Below are 20016 nucleotides of genomic sequence, written 5' to 3' on the forward strand. Positions count from 1 at the left end.
CGCGACTTCGGAGGCGTTTTTTAGCGTTAGAGTTTTTTCGCAAAGGGGGTTCCCGCAGCGCCGCAGCGAAGGGAAAACCCCCCTGCAAGTAAAAAGGGACTCTCAGTAGATGAGGTCGTCGTCGTTCTCGACCATGTACAGCGTCCGCGCGGCGATGTTGACAGCGTGGTCCCCGACCCGCTCGATGTCCCGAATCGTCAGCAGCAGGCGGGATACGTCGGCCATCAACTGCTCGATTTCGGCCTCGCTGGAGTCGGCGTCGATCTCACGCTCGATGAGGTCGCGTACGACCGTCTCGGAGGCGGCCTCACAGCGTTCGTCCACCTCGTCGTCGATGTCGGCGATAGCGTAGCACTGGTCGGCGCTCTCGTCGCCGTAGGCTTCCATGGCGTTCTCGACCATCTCGATGGTCACGTCGGCGACCTCCTGAATGTCGACCTCGGGGTACACGTCGCGTTCGGCCTCCAAGGAGTACTCGCCGAGGTTCGTGGCGAGGTCACCGATACGTTCGAGGTCGGTGATGATCTTGAACGACGCGGCGATAAAGCGGAGGTCGGACGCGACCGGCTGTTGCAGCGCCAGCAGGTCGATACAGTCCTGTTCGAGGTCGAGATACAGCTGATTGATCTCGTGGTCACCCTCGATGACCTCCCGGGCCATCTCCTCGTCTTTCTGTTCGAGCGCATCCAGGCCAAGCCGGAGCCGCTCGAGGACGATCTCTGACATATAGAGGACATCCTCGCGGAGCGAGTTCAGTCCCTCCTGATAGGAATCGCGTGGCATAGTCCGGAATGTGCTAGTGGTATGCATCAGCCTTTCCCTTCTCCCAATATCTCCCGATACCGACCGGCGCGACGGTAGCAGCGGGCGTGCTATGCAGGGACAGGCATGCTCGACAGCGAGAACCGGCTACTGTGACACTGCCTCGGCGTCGTCACGGGGACGGATTTCCAGCGTTGTCGCGTCGCCGAGTGCTGTCCCGCCCTCGACGCGCTCGACGCGCAACACCACGTCCTGTGGCGTTGCACAGCCACAGCTCACGAACTCGTCCCACTCATCGCCAACAGCTACTGGGCCGCCGTGGGCGCGTCGGAGGTACTGTTGATAGGTGTCCCCGCGGAGTTCGTCGGCTATCCACTCGGTATCGACGCCTGACCACGGGTCCCCATCGGCGATGCTGGGGGCAAACGAGAGCACGAGACGGTCCGCAACGGGAGTCATACACTGGCTGAGGCGGGAGACAGGCTTAGTCCCTTGGGAGCGACCGCCTCGGCGCGGCTACAGTTTGTCGTTGACCGCTTCCAAGCAGTCGGCGTCGACGAACACCACGACGTGATCGCCGGGTTCGATGACGGTGTCACCACGGGGGATGACCAGTTCGCCGCCGCGGCTGATGGCCCCGATGACCACGCCGGTCGGCAGTTCCTGCACCGATTCCTGAATCGGCCGCCCGGCGAGGACGCTGTCGGCGGCTACCTCGATTTCCAGCACCTCGGCGCGGTCGGATTCGATGATAGCAACCTTCGTCGCGTCGTACTCCCGGGTGAACCGCGTAATCTCTTCGGCGGTCGTCTCGCGGGGATTGACGGCCACGTCGACGCCGACGGCCTCGAACAGGTCGACGTACTCGCCGGAGTTGACGACGGCGACGGTTCGCTCCGCGCCGAGCCGCTTGGCCAGCAGCGTCACCAGGAGGTTCTTTTCGTCGCTGTCGAGCGTCGCAACCACGGCGTCGGCGTCTGAGACGTGTTCGCGCTCGAGGAACTCGCTATCCGTTGCATCACTCTCAAGCACGGTGGTTCCCTGCAGGTCCTCCGCGAGTTCGCGCGCTCTGTCGTGGTCTTGCTCGATGAGCCGTGGCTTGATGCCGCGATCCTGGAGCAGTCGTGCGGTGTGATAGCCGACATCACTCCCCCCGACGATGAGGACGTTCTGGGTCGCCTCCGACTCCGGTGCGATCTCGGTCGCGAACTGGCGAACGCTCTCGCAGCTGCCGATGACGACGAGATCGTCGCCTGCTTTGATGACTGTCTCCCCACGCGGGATGATGACTTCGTCGTCACGCAATACGGCAGCGAAGGTCAGGGATTCGTAGCGGTCAGCCTCCGCGACGGTCAGGTTCGTGATTGGACTAGACTCACGAACCTCGAACTCCCCCATCTGGACCTGCCCGTCGACAAACGTTTCCACGTCACGCGCGCCGGGGAGCCCGATGACGCGAGCGATGTTCTCCGCGGTGAGCAGGTTCGTCGCAACCATGTGGTCCACGCCGAAGGCGCCACCGGACTTCTCCCAAGTCCGGAGGAACTTCGCGCTCTTGACGCGGGAAATCGTGAACGGGTCGGCGGCCGTTACCGCCGTCCCGCAGGTGACGATGTTCGTCTCGTCGTCGTCGGTACTGGCGATGAGTACGTCGGCTTTCTCGATACCGGCCTCTGCGAGCGTGTCGAGTTCCGCGCCATCTCCTTCGACGCCGAGCACGTCAGCCTCGTACATCAGGGCCTCCACACGGTCAGGGTCGATATCCACAACGGCGACTTCGTGGCTTTCGGCGAGGCTCTCGGCGATGTTCGAACCGACCTCGCCCGCACCGACGATTACGATATACACGGCTGTGCCTCCGCCTGATACATGTGCATCAGCTTTCCACCGATAGGTGAAGTGTATTTTCATCCGGCTGGCAGGCCAACTCCATCGGGGCGGCCGGGCTATCGAACCCGGCGATGAACGAGTGCTGATCTATCGGTGAAGATGCAGCCTTCGAGCCACTTACGGCTCATCTCGGAGCGGCACGTCTAACCAGGGACAGAGGGCTGACCGACGCTGGAACCGTTCGACTGCATCGAACGACTCTTTCGTCTCTTCGATAGCCTTTCGCATACTGGCGTAGTCGGTCATACACACTTCATCTGTCGCCCCACCGTTTGATTATATGCTTCTTTACGCCCGCTACCTGGCCGGTAGACACGTACTTCTGTCGGTCGCTCGCGTCGGTCTGTTCGTCGAACCGACCTCGGCGACTGTGACGCGATAGCTACACAGATCTTGTCCAAGATTCTGGCCAACGCGTAGCGGACACTTGGCGGACCGTTCGCTTAGTAGCAGGTGACTACTCTCCCGTCGCTAGTCGGCGTGACTGCCACTCACCGTCACGCTGGCAGCTTAGTGACTATTTGTAGACGTGGCTGTGGACGCGAGTACGAGAAGATGGACTGCACTAGATCTGACTGTCGGCAGCAAGCGTTATCCGCCTCCGGATGTGCCACTGTGTCACGCATCTCTCCAGTACGTAGCTTATTTCTCCGTATCGAGAGCGGCCCGCAGACGGTCAGCAAGTGACTGTGGTGCCGACAGTGAGAGCCGATGGCTCACCGCCAGTGCTACAAACACCACGCTCACGACGAGCGCGACGGCGATGCCCGGCACTGTGACCCCGCTAAGTGCGAGTCCGCCGACCGTAATCAGTGTGGCACACGCGGTCCCGAGATACCGACCTGACCACCGCTCATCGGCCGAGGTGTGAGCACCTGTCCGGTCGTGATCGATGACGGACTCAGTCGACGGCGTCGACTCCGCGTCCGGCGTCGACAGGAGCGATGGTTCCTCGTCGAGATACCCGTCGAAGGAGTCCGCGAGTGCGGTCGCTTCGACGAGTCCGCGGTCCTGATTGTAGTTGATGACGCCCGCGTCGTCCATCTTCGGGAGGTGGGACTGGTACAGCGCGATGTAGACGCGCTGGCGCTGTTTCGAGCGGAGCGAGTCGACTGTCGTGTCGTGTTCCAGCGCCGCGATGTGTTCTGCGATATCGCTCATATCGGCCGGCTCGTCGCCGGGGTGTTCGTGGAGGTACTTGAGGACTAAGCGGCGGCGACGACACTGGAGGACGTGGAAGAGGTCGTCGCGGGTGAGTTCGTCGCTCGATGTGGACTCCGAAGACGACGACTCCTCTGTCGCGGACTCCTCGGCCTCAGTTGTCGTGGGGTCGGAAGTCGTTTCAGCTATGGACATGTTCGCTCGTTCCTTTTCCAGCAACCGACATATACCGGGTCGACTGTTCCGCCGATTGCGACTGTTTCACCGATTTAACGGGTCGATAATGGCCGACTTACCCGGAGCCAACGTGCGATAAAATAACGTTCTGAAGTGCCTACACCTATTTGCGGGGGGTTTCGGGTCAAGAACTCTGTTCCACGGCTGTTTCACACAGCATACTAAATTGTTTCATCACTACGACGGTAAATAATGTCTACAAATACACATATGTGCAGTTGCGGTAGGCGTTGTTTCCCGGGCTAATTCTGCCGTTTGTCGGCCATAGAAGGGTCAGAGGGCGAAAGTTATCGTTTCTATGTGTCTGTCGGCTATCGGTGTGGCTTCAGTTGCGACTGTCGTGACAGTGGCGAATAGTTTCACTTGGCGGAGACACACCCGAAAAACGCCGGTAGTGAACAGTGATGCCACTATCGACCCGGCTATCCGAGCCGTGAGCCAGTTTATCCGCCGGGCGTCGGTGGCTTGATATCGCCTGCGTGTGGCGAGTTCGCGGCTGCGGGTTTCGCCCGCTCCAGACAGATGAGGTTCTCCCTGCCGAGACGGATCTTGACGACCTCGTCGTCGTCGACCATCCGCGAAAGGAGGCGGCTGACCTTCGCTTTCGACCAGTCCGTCGCCTCGACGATGTCGGTCTGGTGCATACGGCCGTTCTCGACTTGCAGCATCAGTTTCACGAGCCGCGCGTCAGGGGTGAGTTCCCAGTCGGCTTGCTCGAAGGCTTCAGCCGCGGTGTCCGCGTCGATGTCTGCACGGTCAGCTTCGGCCACCCTGTCCGTCGCCTCGATTTCACGGTTGACCTCGATAATCTCTCGGTCCAGTTCGAGGCGGCGATAGATGTACAGTCTGGCCGCCACGGAAAGCTCCGTGACCCAGCCACGCCTGATCGCCGCGATTGCCACCCCGATCCCAATGAGGAACCCAAGAAGCGAACTCGTCACCCAGACTGGCGTCAGCATGCTGTTCGGATTCGTTCCCCAGGCGACTTCCTGGCGATCGGTCAGGAAGTCACCGTCCGAATCGGCCGCGAGCGGGTCCGTTCCGAGGTCCGAAACCTCGCGCCCGTCGCTGAGACCATCGCCGTCGGTATCAGCGGTGGTCGGGGACGTGCCAGCCGCCAGTTCCTTTCCGTCGTCGAGGCCGTCATCGTCCGTATCGCTCTCGGTAGGTGCGGTGCCCGTTTCGAGTTCTGTCCCGTCTGTTACCCCATCTCCGTCAGTGTCTGCGACTGTCGGGTCCGTGCCTATGGCCAGCTCTCGCCCGTCGGCGACCTCATCGGCGTCAGTGTCAGCCTGTACTGGGTTCGTGCCAATCTCCAGCTCCCGACCGTCGAGAACACCGTCGTCGTCCGTGTCTGCGTCGGTCGGGTCGGTCTTGCCGGACGCCTCTCGCTGGTCGGACAGCCCATCGCCGTCAGTATCGGCGACGGTCGGATTCGTCCCAAGTGACAGTTCGCGCTCGTCCGACAGCCCGTCGCCGTCCGTGTCGCTCTGTCGCGGGTCGGTACCCTGTTGAAGCTCAGTCCTGTCGGCGACACCGTCTTCGTCAGTGTCTTCGGCCGCTGGGTCCGTCCCGTGCTGGTGGACTTCCGCACCGTCCGTCAGCCCGTCGCCGTCAGTGTCAGCATCAGTGATATTTGCCCCCTGAGAGACCTCGTTGCTGTTGTTGAGCCCGTCGTCGTCAATATCACCGGCACGCTGAATCGGCTGTAGAGACACCGACTGCCGATCTAGCGTGGTGTTAGAGCTCGTGTTGGAGAGCGAGATAGAGAGATCATCGAGCCCCGCCGTTCCGGGGGTTGTGAGGGCTGCGGTTCCGTTCGGGCCGACCGGCGTACAGGCCGACGACCCGTTCGCACGCGCACAGACTGAGAGGTTTTCCTGCGGCGAACTGACAGTCACTGCGATCCGATACCCGCTGACCCGCTCGCCGTCTATCCGTTCCCAGACGAACGCGGTTCCGTTCGGCCCGTCCGCAGCAGCCTGTGTGGGCTCGGCCGACTGTATCGCCGGCGCTGTTTCGTTGCCCGCCGCTGTGTATTCAGCATACTGCCCGGCGTCCGCTGCGGTAGCGACACCTACGGAGACAGACGCGACTGTCAAGAGGAGGAGTAAAGCGCAGATCCCGCTCACGATCCGGTGTCTCATACAGTACGAGTGTCACAGCGGGACAATATCCTTTTTGGCACATAGTCTCCTTGTCACTTCTAGACACACCTGATAATTCAATGATGGTTTCGGCTGCGTCCCAACTACTTACTCATCGGATAACCCGAGCTCCGACCCAACGACCTGATCCATCCCCCGCCGAATCCGCTGTGACATCGCCGATGGCGAAATGTCGAGTTTGTCCGCCAGCTCAGCCTGTGAGATGCCACGGGGCACGTCGAAGTACCCCTCTCTGTGTGCCGTCTCGAGCGCGACTTGCTGGTCTGCGGTCAGTCCGCATACGCCGGCGTTTGCCTCCCCAGAGGTCCAGTACAGTCGATCAAGTCTAAACGTGATACTCCGTTCAGAGCACTCAGATCGGAACTGCGACAGTGCCGCTCGCGACCGAAACTGCGCCTGTACCTGCCACTGTCCACCCGTCCCTTCGATGTCGAGCACCCGTCCACCGGCTCGGACGAGCGAGGGCGTGAGTCGGATGGCGCTGTCGGCCACCCTAACCCGATAGACGCGGTTCGTCTCCGTCCAGTCTAACACGACAGGCTCGTATACCGTACTATCCCTCTCCAGTTCTGCTTCGAACTGGTCAAGGCCCTCACCGACGGCTTCTATCACCAGAAAGCTCGACGTCCCGTCGTCGACCATCTGTTCCGGACGGACTGTTATGTCCGGCGTGCTCTCGACTGCCTCCGTCAGAACCAGCTCCGGATGACTCAGACACAGATCGACACCGAGGCTGTTCTCCCGTGGTGTCCCATCCGTCTCCGATGGGCTTGCCGGCCCGTGTCCAGCACCATCGACTGGCTGGTCTGCCTCGGTTGCCGATCCCTGGTCGCCGGTGTTGCGCATGTAGACACCAATCGAATCGGGCACAAGGACATTATCACTATATAGATAGTGTCTGACAATAAAGAGACTATACTAATAGCCACTCTGTGGGTCCGGTGTTTGACCACCTGTCGAGACAGAACAGTATCTTCCAATAGCAGGTTTCGCTGGGACAACTCAAACTGAATGAAATAAGTCCTACTTCACGGTGGTTCCGGACTGGCTTCGAGTAGGGTGCTGTCCCACGAAATCAGCCATATTGGCCGATCAGATACGGCATACGCCGGCTGGGTCATCCACCGATCTAGTCAGATACGACAGCGGTCTTTCACCTTGTTCCGGTGGTGTTGACGTGGGGTGGACACCCGCAGATTGGCAAAGGACGGTGTTCGGTCGGTTTGTCGGTCTCAGCTGGTCTATTCCACCCTTGCAAGTCATACGAAACGGAGGGGTCGGTGCAGTCGAGCAGTGGTTGCCGGTTGCTATACTTGCAACTTCGCTGCGTTGACTGGCCGCAGTCGGGGCAACGTTCTCAATCCATTGGAATGTATAGACGATTATGGGCGACCCAGCGTGTTACCGCGACTACTGTCCTGCATGTGACGCGCAGGTAACGATCACTGACGGTGAGTGTCCGGACTGTGGCACGAGCTTAGAGTCGTACGAGGTATAGAACCGATTGAGATTTCACTCGTTGTGGGGTCTCCATAGTTCAGTTGGAGCGAGACCTGAATGATTGTGACGACTAACTACACTCGGCCCGGGAGATGAGGAATCAGTCAGAACGGTATCTTTACTGACGGACTGGAATTACTTAGAGAAGTGCAAATTGAGAGGTGCACAGTCATAGTAGTACAACGAAACAGCCAAACCACTCCGAAAAAATGCCTACAGTATGGCAGATAGTCGTTCGCCGGCCCTCCTCGACGAGGATGGAAACCTCTTCGGCCTCGTCAACGTCGTCGATGCACTGGCCGTCCTGCTCGTCATTGCGGTCGTTGTGGCAGGCGCCGCACTTGTCCTCCAACCGGAGCCAGAGCCACCTGATCCAAATACTACCAACGTCACCCTCGATCTCGGGACACAACCCTCATACATCGTCTCAGAAATCACCGAGGGAGATACGTACAGTCCAAGCGGTAATTCACAGCTCACGATCACAGACGTCCATCTGACACCGCAGGGCAACCAGACACGTGTCATCTTACGCGCTACGCTTCAGGGACCGCCTGACGGGGACAGTCTCACATATGCGAATGCGCCCCCGCGCCTCGGGCGACCGCTAACCATCGCGACGAGTCGATACGAAGTAGACGGCCAGATTCGTGCAGTGGGTGGTGACAACATTTTCACTCAGGAAGACACGACGGTGGTTCTCAGAGACACCATGGCCACCGCCGAAGCGCGAGACGTCACCCCCGGTGATGAGATCCGACTCAGCGGACGCACTGTTGCGACTATCGAAGACGTAGCTGCATACACAACCGAGAATTCAACCGAACAGACCGTCTTCGTCGAAGCAGAACTCGACACACACAGACAGCAGTCTGACCGTCGGTTCGGCGGCACACAGATGCGGCGCGGGCAGACGGTCACGCTCCCGGCCGAAGACTACACCTTTGACGGTCGCATTGAAAAGGTGGATAGCGGCCTCCAGCCAACGACTACTGATGTGCTCCTGGAAACAACCGTCGATGCAGAAACGGCTGGCCGTATCGCTGCCGGCGACGTCACTACCGTCGCCGGGTACGAGGCAGCCGAAGTACGAACGGTTACCACGTACGCGACCCAGAACCCCGACCGCAAACGCGTGCTCGTTGGGCTCTCGTTGGCCACTCTGGAAAACGCCGGTCGTCAGCAGTTCGGTAGCGCCGCCGTCCAGCGTGGGAACAACATCACTATTTCGACCGAAAGCTACGCGCTCTCCGGCACCATCGAACGTGTTGGCGCACTCGAACCGCGTGGAACGCTCACCAATCGGACGGTAACCCTGCGGATGACCGACATGCGTGCGGACATGGCGGATGCGATCGAACCCGGCATGACCGAGACCAGTGGTGGCGAAACAATCGCTCGCGTCAGCCGCGTCAACACCGAGCCATCTGTCATCATTACGACGGGCGATAACGGCACGGTAAACGTCGCTGATCATCCGTACTTGCGTGATATCACTATCACGACTGAACTCCGGGTCCGCGAGTCGACAAGCGGTGTCCAGTTCAAAGGCGAGTCTCTCCAGCAGGGCTCGACAGTTGTGATCAATCTGGGGACAATCACTATTGAAGCGACGGTCGTGAGTGTTGGGCTCTGAACAACATCATAAACGGTATGGTAGATCACTCAAACCAGTATGTAATCGGATGTCCGAGGAATCCGGGTCGCTAAACCCTGACGCTGTCGGAGAGAAAATCAGCGCGATTAGCGACGGGTCACAGGTCATCAGCGCCGGGCGAGCGATCGGCACTCGTGTAAGTGAGTTCGTTCAGGAATCGTATTGCTATCGCTGGCTCACGAAGGAACCTGATCCAGACATCATCGTTATCGATCTTCGAGAGACGTACACTGTCGGTCCGTTTCTTACGCTGCTGGATACGCTTATTCCACATATTGAAGACGCTTGGAATCAGTCGCGTGTGGAGTCTGCCGCGAGCCGAGTGTTTGAACGGCTTAGTGAGGAGGTGTTCGATCCGCTTGCCGAGACGCGTGGCTACGAACTCGCAGTCTCGGTCTTGGCACCACCGGAGCCTCCGGAACGAGAACGCACCGTAGCGGATGATCCGGAGCCTGACGAAGACGAACCGTCCTGACTTTCCAGAATCTCTCTTTCCGCCCGATCCACGTCGCCTGCCACAGTTGCGACGTTTAGTTACGATTACGAATGATGCTCGTAGCCTATACGAACGCATTTTCCCCTCGCTACACACTCGCTTCGCTCGGTCCCTGGGCAAGGAAATTCCGCGTTACCGCATGAGTTGAACCGCGGGTTCACGGCGCGGCTGTGTCCGTGTCGCCAGCCTCTGGATCAAGCGGGAGAGTGATGACCAGTTCGTCGAACCAGACGACCGAGCGCTTACTCTGGCCGTCTTCCTCGAAGCCGCCGACGATAAGACGACACGTATTTGCAAAGAGAAACTCGGATATCTCGCCGCAAACCGTATTCTGGTCAGGGTCGGGAGGATAAAGAAAAACTGCCTATCGACGGCCGCCGAGGCCGTTACCGGATGCATATCTCCCGGACGTACACAGCCTTCTATACGATTGCAGAAGATGAGACAGAGGTTCGTGTGCTCGAAATGCTCCCGATTGACGAAGCCCACGACCGCTACAGGTTCTGAGACTACTCTGATTCTATAACAGGACTATGACCACAAGCGGCTTGTGTACGAACCGTACTGACCGTTTATCGGATACAGATAGAATATTCGGACGGTATTCAGCCGCGTGGCGGAGCGGCGCATGGAAAATCTTCCTGGTGTCACGAACCATGTCTGAAAACGAATGTACGCTCGGTGACGACCCGGGCACAGACGGCACAGCAACTGACCATGCATCGACCGGCGAATCGCTTGAGATTCGGTATAGAGACCGCAGTGGGGTGTGGCGACGGTTGCAGTTCGACCCGCGCCCGGACGGACCTGGGTGGGACCGGCATGAGGAAGAATGGACGGGCTGTCACTGGCGGCCCGTCGGCCGTGCGGTGGTGACGGACCTGTGGTGGCAGACCAGCGTGGGTGGACAGTGACGTAGTCGGCAGCGATAGCGGCGTAGTTCTGCATATAGAAGCAGGTGGAAGAGACACACCTCGTTTCGTCTGTCTTGGAGGGTGCCCAGACAGTGCGACTCTCACCAGATTTGCTTTCGATATCTCCGCCGCGATCAGGGAGTGTGAGAAAACGAAACCGGAAATGAGAGAGGACGTTTCGTCTGTCTTCGCGCCGAGGTCTCACGGGGCGCGTTCCGCTTCGATCTCGGCTCTGATGTCGAGGACGATCTCGGGATCGAGATCGAGGCCATACTCGTAGTACCGGCCGCCGCTCTCGCCACGATTCCGATCGGTTCGATGGAGAAATCCGAGCATATGGAGGTCCGAGAGATGGTTTTGAATACTCTTGAGCGTCGTGAGCGGTTCCACGGCGTGTGAGTCCGCGACGCGCTCGTATCGGGTCTTGATCGTCTTCGAACGGGCCAGTGTCTCCTCCTGTTGCTCGAGATACGCGAGCGTTTCGAGAAGTAGCTGGGCGTGCTGGGTCTGATCGCGGATCCGATTTCGCAACCGACCGCGTTGAACGAGTTCCTGGGCCGCAACGATATGCGAATCGTCAACGCTATCAGCCTCCTGCTTTTTCGCCACCTCACCACCGACCCTGAGGAGATCGATCGCTTGTCGAGCGTTTCCCCGGTCTTTCGCCGCGATCGCTGCTGCTCGCGCGACCGCTGAGTCGTCACAGGCGCCGTCGGCAAACGCGTGATCGGCGCGGTTGGCGAGTATTGTTCGGAGTTCACTGGCGTCGTACGGGCTGAACGAAATCTCAGCTTCCATCAAGGTGTCTTTGACCTTTGGCGAGAGACCTTGTCGAAATCTGTAGTTGTTGCTGATCCCGATGACGCCGATCTTCGACTCCGTGATGTGGCCGATCGAGCGTGCCCTGGGGAGTTCGTACAGGAGCGTGTCGGCGTCGCCGAGATGATCAATCTCATCGAACACGATAAGGTGTGTCCCGCCTTGCCGGTCGAGTTGCGCGTACAGTTCCTCAAACGCATCGGCTGTACTGAGCCCTCGTTTTGGGAAGTCACTCGCAGTCTCCGGGAGCAGTTCGTTGACGAGCGCTCGGACAACCGAGTAGACTGTTTTTCCGTTACAGTTCAACTCGTGGACGAACAGGTCGTCGGCGTCGGGGCGCTCTTCGGCTTCAATTTGAAGCGCTTCCATCATGTATGTCGTCACCGCAGTTTTCCCGAGTCCCGCCCTCCCATAGAGCATGATGTTCTGTGGCGTCCGGCCGAAGAGGACGTCCTCAAGCGCGTGGCGATACTCATCGATTTCCTCGTCACGCTCAAGGATCTGATCAGGTTGGTAGTCTTCGGAGAGAACCTCCTTTGCAGTAAAGAGAGAGCGTTCGACGTCGCTAAACGGTCCGGACATATGTCTATTTGCCATGAGTTATCGATTATATATAAAACCTGCTTTTGTTTGTCTCGTTTGTCTTGGTCTATTACTAGTCATTGGTCGCCCCTCAGCTATCGAACTGCTGCCTATAGTCGGGCGTCAAGAGACAAACGAAATCTCCTCTCTGAAGGAGAGGCTGAGTGGTACCGTGGAGTACCCAGCGTCGCAGTCGAAGACAAACGAAACGTACTCTCTCCCGTTCCGAGGGCGGCTCTTTCCAGACAGAGCAGGCTGAGTGCTTCACGATTGTCTGAAAGACGGGTTCTTTTGGGCTGACAAGACATCGCGAACCATGTGACTCCGAGGAGGTTCATCAATGGTCAGCACACTGGAGCGGGGTCGTCAAGAGACGGGCTATGGACTTCCTCCGAGGATTACACCGGAAGAGTCGAGACAGACGAAACGTACTCTCTCACCCTGGATCAGATGGTATCGCCGAAGTCGTCGCAGATAGCTTCAGGTGTTCTGCGGCCCACCTCCGACCCAGATACAGTCGTCCCTGCCTCGGGTCAGAAGTGCCGACTCGGCGACCGCTTCGATAGCCGGCTGAAGGGGCTCATGAAAAAAGTTGGTGAGAACCTGCACAGCAGGGCCTCGGGACTGGAGACCCGTTCGACAAGCTATACAGACAGTTCGATCGCATCGGCGGAACGTACCTTGTCGTGTTCGACGAAATCGACCACCTGGAAGATGCGAATACGCTGCTGTACAGAGCTACCACGCGCACGAGCAAACGGTCACATCACGGACGCGAAGGTCGGGGTGATCGGGATCAGCAATGACTACACGTTTCGGCGAACGCTATCGCCGAAGGTCAAGGATACGTTGATGGAAACCGAGATTTCCTTCAGCCCGTACGATGCTGGGGAACTGCGAACGATTCTGGAGCACCGAGCGGAACGAGCCTTCGTGGATGAGGCATGTGACCTATCGGCGATCGCAAATGCGGCCGCGCTGGCCGCACAAGATATGGGGAACGCACGGCAGGCGCTCGATCTGCTCCGTGTCGGAGCAGAGCTAGCCGAACGGAACGGTGAGACGTCTGTCATGGACGATCATATTGAGGCCGCACGGGAGCAGGTACAGCGCGGTCGGCTGGAGAACAAGATCCGGGACCAAACCGAACACGCACAGTACATCTTAGAAGCGATTGCGAACTTGCAGACCCAGGATGAGGTCCCGGCACGGTCGAAAGAGCTCCAACAAACGTACGAGCAAGTCGCCGACTCACACGCCGCCTCGCCGCTGTCTACCCTGAAGAGCATTCAGGATCACCTTTCGGACCTCCATATGCTTGGGTTTCTCTGTCGCCACGATCAAGGGACTGAGTAGTGGACAGTATTACGAGTACGAACTTGATCTCGACCCGAAAATCGTCTTGGAGGCCCGGACAGAAATGGCCATACATAGCGAGTGAAAGCATACGAAACGGACTCTCACTCTCACCGAACTGCTCCCAAGTGGATGCGAGCCGAAAAGCACACGAAATCGACTCTCTTTCTGGGCGAGTTCATAGGGGCCGGCAGCGTCGAGAGAGTTCTCTCCAAGGGCGCACATGGCAGCACGGGGACGCTGGATTGGGGCGTCTCCTGGCCTATCTCGTCGATACGGACGCCATGATACCTGCCCCTAGAATCGGTTCGGCGATCTCACCGACAAAGTTATTTCAGTCTGCGAGGCGAGCGTTCACGGCACAGAGCACACATCGCTCCTCAAGATCTTAGCCGCAATCGCGCACCCATAGCCGCCTAGAAGTAGCTTGCTCACGATCCAATACGGCTCAGTCCGGGCGTCGTGAAGAAGGGATTGCCATCACATTCGGACCGTGGCGACATGGGTCATGCCGATAACCCTGTAGTGAAGAAAATTGGAGACAAAATAACGGCTTATTAGTAGTTGATAAAATAAAGAAGTATAGACATTTGGCAGTTCTATCCGAACATCTGGCGCATCATCGTTACACCGTGATAATTCTGTTAACACAGCAGAGGGTACTGTTTAGATAAGGTCTGAAGAACGAGGCCACTTGATTTCTAGGTGTCCATGCCCGAAATCGAGTGCCTCAGTAAATGTAGAAGCGGCTTCGAATTAGATTTTGTGGAGTGAGAGGCGACACCCGTGCCTGTGATGAAGCTGGGTATCCAGTTGCATGCAGCAGAATTGTCATTGTCGAATACCCTCTCTGTCTTAGCTGGTCTGGGTGTCGATCGCTGTCGAAGCACCGTTCATAATTGGGTGCAGAAAGCCGGCCTAGAGCCAGTCAGCGGGAAGAACCCGAATCACGTTGCGGTTGACGAGACTGTGATTCAACTCAACGACCAGCGGTTTTGGCTGTACACCGCTATTGATTCGGATTCCGACGAATTCTCCATGTGAGGCTGTTTCCGACACGAACGATTGTCATCACGAAGCAATTCCTGCAGGAACTGGCCAAGAAACACGATATTGCCGACGACCTGTTTCTTGTTGATGGCGCACCTTGTCTGCAGGCGGCATTGTTTGAGCTTTCACTCCGATTTCAGCATGTCACACATGGGTATCGGAATGCTGTCGAACGGCTGTTCAAAGAACTCATACGCCGCACCGAGCAGTTCGCCACGCATTTCCGCCACACAACTGCTGACTCCGCAGAAACATGGCTCCAAACCTTCGCCTTCGTCTTCAATCAACTAATCTGAACAATGGCTCTATACTGGATTGACGCCGAGCCCTTTTATTGTTGGTCTGACCACTGTTTTTCTCATGAAGCTGTCGTACTCGTCCCCGGTGAGTGAACCCGGTTCCGTCCATTGACCGAGTACAAACAAAGGTAGTCGATGTCGCTGAAAAACCAATCCTGACTCACTGTTTCGAGCAGTTGGCCGACCTCGGTGCTGACGAACTCTATGTCTTCGTCGGCTACAAGAAGGTGGCCATCATCAAGTTCTACGGCGACAACATCTCCCAAGCAAATCTCCTAAACGTGCTGAATCACCAACACAGGACCGCACTGACGCCGCCTTTCTCGGGGAGGCGTGGGACGAGGCGAGTCGCTACGGCATCTGTGATAGCAAAAAGTACGGCGATATCGTCGACGTCGGTGAGAAACCCGACGAACCCCTGTCGAATCCCGTAATGACCGGCTTCTATACGTTTTTGCCAGCGATCTTCCACCCCTATCATTTGGTCTAGCCATCCGACCGTGGTAAGTACGAAATCAGCTACGCCGTCGACCTGCTCCTGCACTCCGTTCGGACGATAGATACCAGCCGAATGAATGGCTGGCGCGTCAATGTTGGCTATCCCAAGTATCGGGACCGGTCGAGGAACTCCTCGAAGAAGGCGACGTGGATACCGACGAAACGAGCGGGGAATCAATGGTCGAAGCCGACGCTTATCCCGAGTGATGCGAATCCAGTAGCCCTTTTATTGTAGCCTGGTTTGGATCCATTAATGCGAATACTCGTCACCACCGGTACCGAATTTATGACCGGCCATTTCGCCAAACGATTCATCGCTGACGGGCAAGATGTTGCCACGATAGCAGATTTTGACTCTTTCTCTGACACTCGAATCAAAGAATATACTGACGAGATCTGCCGAAACCCCGCCGACGAGGACGACAGATTTTATCGCCTCGTTGAGGGGTACGTTCGGGACGACGACCTTGTCACAGAGGTCGATTACGTACATCGCCAAACTGAACAGGCAGGCAGACGTCCCAGCCCTGAGATTTCCCGTAGATACGGTGAGTCCGTTGTTAACTGCACGCTGAACGCGGTTCGTAACAGTCAAACGAGTTGTCCTGGCTCGTCGCTGGTCAATGGCAACCCTCCGATGATGACTGAACAACAATAGGTACCGAATGTCTATATTTACGATAGCACTCGGTGCTTTTCTCCTTGTTTCGATTGGAGCACTGCTACAGACATACATTTTATATCCAGCAGAGCTATTTCTAGTTAACACGATTTCGTCGGATCAACCAGTAGAGAATCGTTCGCTGCCATCGGTGACACTGATTGTAGCGGCGTATAACGAGGAAGATATTATTGGGGCAAAAATCGAGAACAGTCTCCAGCTGGACTATCCGGGCTCAAAACTGGATATCGTCGTCTTTTCCGACGAGTCAAGTGATTGCACGGATGAAATCGTTCAGTCGTACGCGGACGAGGGTGTCGAGTTGATACGGATCGAAGGTCGCGTTGGGAAGACAGTCTGTCAAAACGAGGTTGTCGACACCATCAAGACTGATTTCATCGTGTTTTCGGATGCCAACAGTATGTACGACCGGAATGCGATCAAGCGACTGGTCGAACGTTTTGATGAGGGAACAGGCTGTGTAGTCGGTGAGCTTCGATACGAGGGCGGTGCAGTGGAGGGTGAGTCAGTCTACTGGCGCTACGAGCGGATAGTAAAACGATTGGAGTCAGATTTTCATTCGCTGGTGGGTGGAAATGGTGCAATTTATGCCGTGCGTCGAGAGTCGTACGTTCCGTTGCCTGCTGATGCGATCAGCGATTTTGCCGAACCGTTGGCGGTCGTCCGTGATGGAGAGACAGTGAAATACGAACCAGATGCAATAGCACGCGAACATACCGAGGAAGATTTGTCGGGAGAACTGTCGCGGCGTGTTCGAATTATCTCTCGATCTTGGAACTCACTTTTCGATAATCTCGATTTATTGAATCCGATCCGCCAGCCGAAGTTTGCTTTTCAATTGCTCTCACACAAGGTACTGCGCTGGTTGTCTCCCCTCTTTCTGACCGTGGCACTAGTTTCATCAGGTCTGTTAATCTGGCTCGCGGACTCAGTGGTCTATCCAGTACTGTTTGGGGGCCAACTTTTCTTTTATATGCTCGCGGCTACGGGATGGTTCTTCGAAGAATTCGATATCAATGCACCGCTCATACTACACGTACCGCACTACTTCGTCGTCTCGAATATCGGAATGGTTTACGGGTTAGCCGAGTTTCTCCGCAATGGGCCCGTAATAACATGGGAGACGACCGATCGAGCCGAATAGAGTATCCGATACGTACTTTGGACTCGCCATACAGTTTTAGGGAAATTGATGAAGACGCGAAACACATTGAAATAGAAGTATACGACAGTGAGGACGACACTCGGCCGTCCTACGGTAGTTTTGGGGACGACGCGCATTTTCAGCAGCTGTTAGATACAGGACCAAAACGGAGTTTCGATCAGTTGCTTCATGAATACGTCAATGACAGCCGTGTACTGTTCTTGGCTGTGGAAGGAGTCACAACGTACAATTGAGTGTCTGAGAGAATGCGAGTCGCATAGTTGGAATGGAACTGTCGGCTACTTGAATAAGTGAAGCGGCCAGCAGTATCGAAAACGAACAAGTAACGTTTACCCGAGCAGATGCCGAAGAATTGCCGTTCTCGTCGGATTCGTTTGACGTGGTCATTTCGCACTCGGTTTTACATCATCTCCCGAACTGGCGAGTCATAGCTCTTGAAGAGATTCGGCGGGTGCTGACTGCTAATGGAATGCTATTGTTTTATCAACCTAGTCGGTACAATCCGCCAGCAGTTGCCCGTCGAAACATACTCATGGCGAACAGCCGTTTGATCCTACTGAATTCGCACTTATTTTCTCTGACCATTTCGAGGATGTAGCGCTTGAAGGCCACTGTTTAATATCGAATCGATTCCGGTTCTTGCCAACTATCTCCCTTTGGATATACCTACGCGCCTGACCAGAAAATATACGAACTGGAGGAGCCACTTGTAGCTGTATAGGCCACGATTCATCTTGATTCTCACGGGGGTTGGAAAATTGCCGAAACCAGTACCAAGCAAGTAAAATGATGTAGATATCGATGGGATGTGCAGAATCAGCAGTCGGCTAGAAAATATCAGTACCACAGCCTGCCATGGTTGTGTTTTAGGTACCGTTCTGCCGACGAACTTATCGGGTCCCGATCAACGTCAGTACAGAATCGGATGCCATCCACGAGTGCACTGATGAACTCATCAGGTGAGAAGGACTTCATCGAGACGAACGCATAGTATCCAATCCAGACCAAAAAATACGAAACGAGGTATTTCAGAGGGAGGTATCTATATCCGAGATAGAGTCTATTTCGTAGTTCATAGTAGAATTCTGGCCTTCCGACAGTATTGGTATTGATGACTGGTGGTTCGGGATAGTGATGTACCACGATTTCGGGGTTGTACTCAATCTTGAATCCAGACTCAATGGTACGATACGAGAGGTCGAGTTCTTCATGACCATACATCAAATCATCGTTGTAGTACCCGCACTGCTCAATGACTTCTCGTTTGATCGCGTGTCCGCCACCGACGTAGTATGAAGCTTTGAATGACTCATCAAAATCGATCTTATCCGCCTGTGACTGTGGGACTGGTGCGAGAATGTGATCCGATTCATTATCTGGATGGTCAACGATTTTGAAGGCTTGAATTCCCACATCGTCGTGAAACCCAGCCACGATGTTCTCCACTGCGTCATCGGATTCGAACTTAGCGTCGTCGTCAATGACGATATATACATCACCGTTCGCTTCGTTCATCAGCCAGTTTCTACTCCCCGCTACTCCGCGAGATTCGTCAATATGAGTACATTGGAGACGATCGTCGGAAAATTCGTCATCCAATTGAATACAGCTATCAAGATGCGGAGAATTGTCCAGTACGAGCACCTCGAAGTTCTCGTAAGTCTGTGAAAGAACACTCCGAAGACAGCGCTCTAGGGTTTCCGGTCTGTCACTCGTGGAAATTAGCACCGAAACCCGTGGATCGGTCACAGTACTCATCTGCCGCGACGGATATATAAATGTATGCGATAGAGTCCGGAACTTCGGTCACAACGAATTTATATGGCGCATCACGCATTCAACAATGATTGATAGGACCGTGTACCGTCTCTCACAACTCAAGTCCGGAATTAAACATCCAAGGCTTATTCTCCGAGAACTGAACAGGTACTATTTTACTCAGCTGAAAACCAAACCATACAATAATAGGGGTATTGAAATATTTGACGAAGACTGGGATAATTTGCTCCTGCTCGATGCGTGTCGATACGATATCTTCGACGAGATACACTCATTACCAGGGCACCTCGAACAACGGGAATCCAAAGCCTCGGAAACAGTTGGTTTTCTCACATCAAACTTCAGTGACAAGGACCTGCGCGACACGGTATATGTCACTGCAAACCCACAACTGTATCGTCACTGGGATGAAATCGAACCGAATCTCCATGAGATTATCAACGTCTGGGATCAGGCCGGTTGGGACGACGAACTCGGAACTGTTCGGCCGGAGACGACCACAGAGTACGCGGTTCAAGCTGCCGAAGAGTATGACGACAAGCGGCTCATCGTCCATTATATTCAACCACACTACCCGTTTCTCACGACTGACGTGACGTTCGATAAGGGCCATTTGGAGTCAGAGGAAGATGAAGAGAATCTCTGGTATCGCAAGTTATATGGTGAACTTGATATCGAAGCGAACGAGTTGTGGAATCTCTACACCGAAACGCTAAAACAGACACTCCCGCACGTCGAGAGACTCATCAAATCACTCCAAGGACGATCTGTTGTTACCGCCGACCACGGAAATATGTTCGGTGAGCGGTCGTTTCCGATCCCAATTCGCGAGTGGGGCCACCCTCACAGCATCTTCACTGAAGAACTCGTGTCGGTTCCATGGCTAGTGGTTGGGAGCGATGAGAGACGGGAGATTGTCGCAGAGGACCACGTCGCAACCACTGATATAGCCAGTGACGTAAGCGATCGGCTACAGCAATTGGGCTACCGGAGTTGATCCA

The 20016-nt window shown here is 56.0% G+C and carries 17 protein-coding genes and 3 pseudogenes; 10 read left to right on the top strand and 10 right to left on the bottom strand.

The window, feature by feature from the left end:
- Positions 1–102: 102 nt before the first annotated feature.
- From phoU to GJ630_RS10445, 7 genes are all read right to left on the bottom strand, one after another.
- Positions 103–783, bottom strand: a complete 681-nt coding sequence (gene phoU, locus GJ630_RS10420; RefSeq protein WP_050036799.1) for a phosphate signaling complex protein PhoU — start codon at positions 781–783, stop codon at positions 103–105.
- A gap of 126 nt (positions 784–909) precedes the next feature.
- Entirely contained in the window at positions 910–1221 is a 312-nt protein-coding gene (locus tag GJ630_RS10425) for a hypothetical protein (protein WP_151103595.1), read from the bottom strand.
- 57 nt (positions 1222–1278) lie between these two features.
- Positions 1279–2610, bottom strand: coding sequence for a Trk system potassium transporter TrkA (gene trkA, locus GJ630_RS10430; protein WP_050036800.1), 1332 nt, complete (start codon positions 2608–2610; stop codon positions 1279–1281).
- Between the two features lie 159 nt (positions 2611–2769).
- Entirely contained in the window at positions 2770–2898 is a 129-nt protein-coding gene (locus tag GJ630_RS20335; protein ID WP_255355535.1) for a hypothetical protein, read from the bottom strand.
- Positions 2899–3294: 396 nt separating this feature from the next.
- Entirely contained in the window at positions 3295–4008 is a 714-nt protein-coding gene (locus GJ630_RS10435; RefSeq protein ID WP_050007171.1) for a hypothetical protein, read from the bottom strand.
- Positions 4009–4493: 485 nt separating this feature from the next.
- Positions 4494–6197, bottom strand: coding sequence for a hypothetical protein (locus tag GJ630_RS10440; protein WP_191449853.1), 1704 nt, complete (start codon positions 6195–6197; stop codon positions 4494–4496).
- Positions 6198–6305: 108 nt separating this feature from the next.
- Complete coding sequence (locus tag GJ630_RS10445; RefSeq protein ID WP_129755361.1) at positions 6306–7064, bottom strand: helix-turn-helix domain-containing protein; 759 nt, start codon at positions 7062–7064, stop codon at positions 6306–6308.
- Positions 7065–7938: 874 nt separating this feature from the next.
- On the opposite strand from GJ630_RS10445, the gene GJ630_RS10450 reads away from it, so the two are divergent.
- The 4 genes from GJ630_RS10450 to GJ630_RS10465 all read left to right on the top strand — a co-directional run bounded on the left by GJ630_RS10450 (position 7939) and on the right by GJ630_RS10465 (position 10785).
- A complete protein-coding gene (locus GJ630_RS10450; RefSeq protein ID WP_191449854.1) occupies positions 7939–9354 on the top strand; it encodes a DUF4330 family protein in 1416 nt (471 codons plus the stop codon).
- 49 nt (positions 9355–9403) lie between these two features.
- Positions 9404–9850 (top strand): hypothetical protein, encoded by a 447-nt coding sequence (locus GJ630_RS10455; RefSeq protein WP_191449855.1) that lies wholly within the window; start codon positions 9404–9406, stop codon positions 9848–9850.
- A gap of 414 nt (positions 9851–10264) precedes the next feature.
- Entirely contained in the window at positions 10265–10378 is a 114-nt protein-coding gene (locus tag GJ630_RS20055; RefSeq protein ID WP_008311521.1) for a hypothetical protein, read from the top strand.
- Positions 10379–10527: 149 nt separating this feature from the next.
- Positions 10528–10785, top strand: a complete 258-nt coding sequence (locus GJ630_RS10465) for a hypothetical protein (RefSeq protein ID WP_152418468.1) — start codon at positions 10528–10530, stop codon at positions 10783–10785.
- 201 nt (positions 10786–10986) lie between these two features.
- Here GJ630_RS10465 and GJ630_RS10470 read toward each other — a convergent pair whose 3' ends face one another.
- On the bottom strand, positions 10987–12186 hold the full coding sequence (locus GJ630_RS10470; protein ID WP_008311520.1) for an orc1/cdc6 family replication initiation protein: 1200 nt from the start codon (positions 12184–12186) through the stop codon (positions 10987–10989).
- Between the two features lie 608 nt (positions 12187–12794).
- Between GJ630_RS10470 and GJ630_RS10475 the strand changes: the two are divergent.
- From GJ630_RS10475 to GJ630_RS19570, 3 pseudogenes are all read left to right on the top strand, one after another.
- Positions 12795–13627: pseudogene (locus GJ630_RS10475) on the top strand (cell division control protein Cdc6); the annotation flags it as partial.
- A gap of 626 nt (positions 13628–14253) precedes the next feature.
- Positions 14254–14888: pseudogene (locus tag GJ630_RS10480) on the top strand (IS6 family transposase).
- 111 nt (positions 14889–14999) lie between these two features.
- A pseudogene (locus GJ630_RS19570) lies at positions 15000–15624 on the top strand (sugar phosphate nucleotidyltransferase).
- 15 nt (positions 15625–15639) lie between these two features.
- Here GJ630_RS19570 and GJ630_RS10490 read toward each other — a convergent pair.
- Positions 15640–15984, bottom strand: a complete 345-nt coding sequence (locus tag GJ630_RS10490; protein ID WP_191449856.1) for a hypothetical protein — start codon at positions 15982–15984, stop codon at positions 15640–15642.
- Between the two features lie 217 nt (positions 15985–16201).
- On the opposite strand from GJ630_RS10490, the gene GJ630_RS10495 reads away from it, so the two are divergent.
- Positions 16202–17215 (top strand): glycosyltransferase family 2 protein, encoded by a 1014-nt coding sequence (locus GJ630_RS10495; protein WP_371727376.1) that lies wholly within the window; start codon positions 16202–16204, stop codon positions 17213–17215.
- Between the two features lie 328 nt (positions 17216–17543).
- Entirely contained in the window at positions 17544–17834 is a 291-nt protein-coding gene (locus GJ630_RS20565) for a class I SAM-dependent methyltransferase (protein ID WP_371727395.1), read from the top strand.
- 239 nt (positions 17835–18073) lie between these two features.
- On the opposite strand, the gene GJ630_RS10505 is transcribed toward GJ630_RS20565, so the two are convergent.
- Positions 18074–18994 carry a glycosyltransferase family 2 protein gene (locus GJ630_RS10505; protein WP_191449858.1) on the bottom strand — a complete coding sequence of 307 codons (921 nt, stop codon included), beginning with the start codon at positions 18992–18994 and terminating at the stop codon, positions 18074–18076.
- Positions 18995–19079: 85 nt separating this feature from the next.
- Here GJ630_RS10505 and GJ630_RS10510 point away from each other — a divergent pair, with 85 nt between their 5' ends.
- Positions 19080–20012 (top strand): hypothetical protein, encoded by a 933-nt coding sequence (locus tag GJ630_RS10510; protein WP_191449859.1) that lies wholly within the window; start codon positions 19080–19082, stop codon positions 20010–20012.
- The last annotated feature ends 4 nt before the right edge of the window (positions 20013–20016 follow it).

Origin of the sequence: Haloarcula sp. CBA1122, from assembly GCF_009741785.1 — an archaeon.
Classification (GTDB): domain Archaea; phylum Halobacteriota; class Halobacteria; order Halobacteriales; family Haloarculaceae; genus Haloarcula; species Haloarcula hispanica.

Coding starts and splice junctions, on each gene's coding strand:
- GJ630_RS10510 (WP_191449859.1), top strand. CDS start 19,080: ATGATTGATAGGACCGTGTACCGTCTCTCACAACTCAAGTCCGGAATT.
- GJ630_RS10425 (WP_151103595.1), bottom strand. CDS start 1,221: ATGACTCCCGTTGCGGACCGTCTCGTGCTCTCGTTTGCCCCCAGCATC.
- GJ630_RS10455 (WP_191449855.1), top strand. CDS start 9,404: ATGTCCGAGGAATCCGGGTCGCTAAACCCTGACGCTGTCGGAGAGAAA.
- GJ630_RS10470 (WP_008311520.1), bottom strand. CDS start 12,186: ATGTCCGGACCGTTTAGCGACGTCGAACGCTCTCTCTTTACTGCAAAG.
- GJ630_RS10465 (WP_152418468.1), top strand. CDS start 10,528: ATGTCTGAAAACGAATGTACGCTCGGTGACGACCCGGGCACAGACGGC.
- GJ630_RS20055 (WP_008311521.1), top strand. CDS start 10,265: ATGCATATCTCCCGGACGTACACAGCCTTCTATACGATTGCAGAAGAT.
- phoU (WP_050036799.1), bottom strand. CDS start 783: ATGCCACGCGATTCCTATCAGGAGGGACTGAACTCGCTCCGCGAGGAT.
- GJ630_RS10435 (WP_050007171.1), bottom strand. CDS start 4,008: ATGTCCATAGCTGAAACGACTTCCGACCCCACGACAACTGAGGCCGAG.
- GJ630_RS10450 (WP_191449854.1), top strand. CDS start 7,939: ATGGCAGATAGTCGTTCGCCGGCCCTCCTCGACGAGGATGGAAACCTC.
- GJ630_RS10440 (WP_191449853.1), bottom strand. CDS start 6,197: ATGAGACACCGGATCGTGAGCGGGATCTGCGCTTTACTCCTCCTCTTG.
- GJ630_RS20335 (WP_255355535.1), bottom strand. CDS start 2,898: ATGACCGACTACGCCAGTATGCGAAAGGCTATCGAAGAGACGAAAGAG.
- GJ630_RS10505 (WP_191449858.1), bottom strand. CDS start 18,994: ATGAGTACTGTGACCGATCCACGGGTTTCGGTGCTAATTTCCACGAGT.
- GJ630_RS10445 (WP_129755361.1), bottom strand. CDS start 7,064: ATGCGCAACACCGGCGACCAGGGATCGGCAACCGAGGCAGACCAGCCA.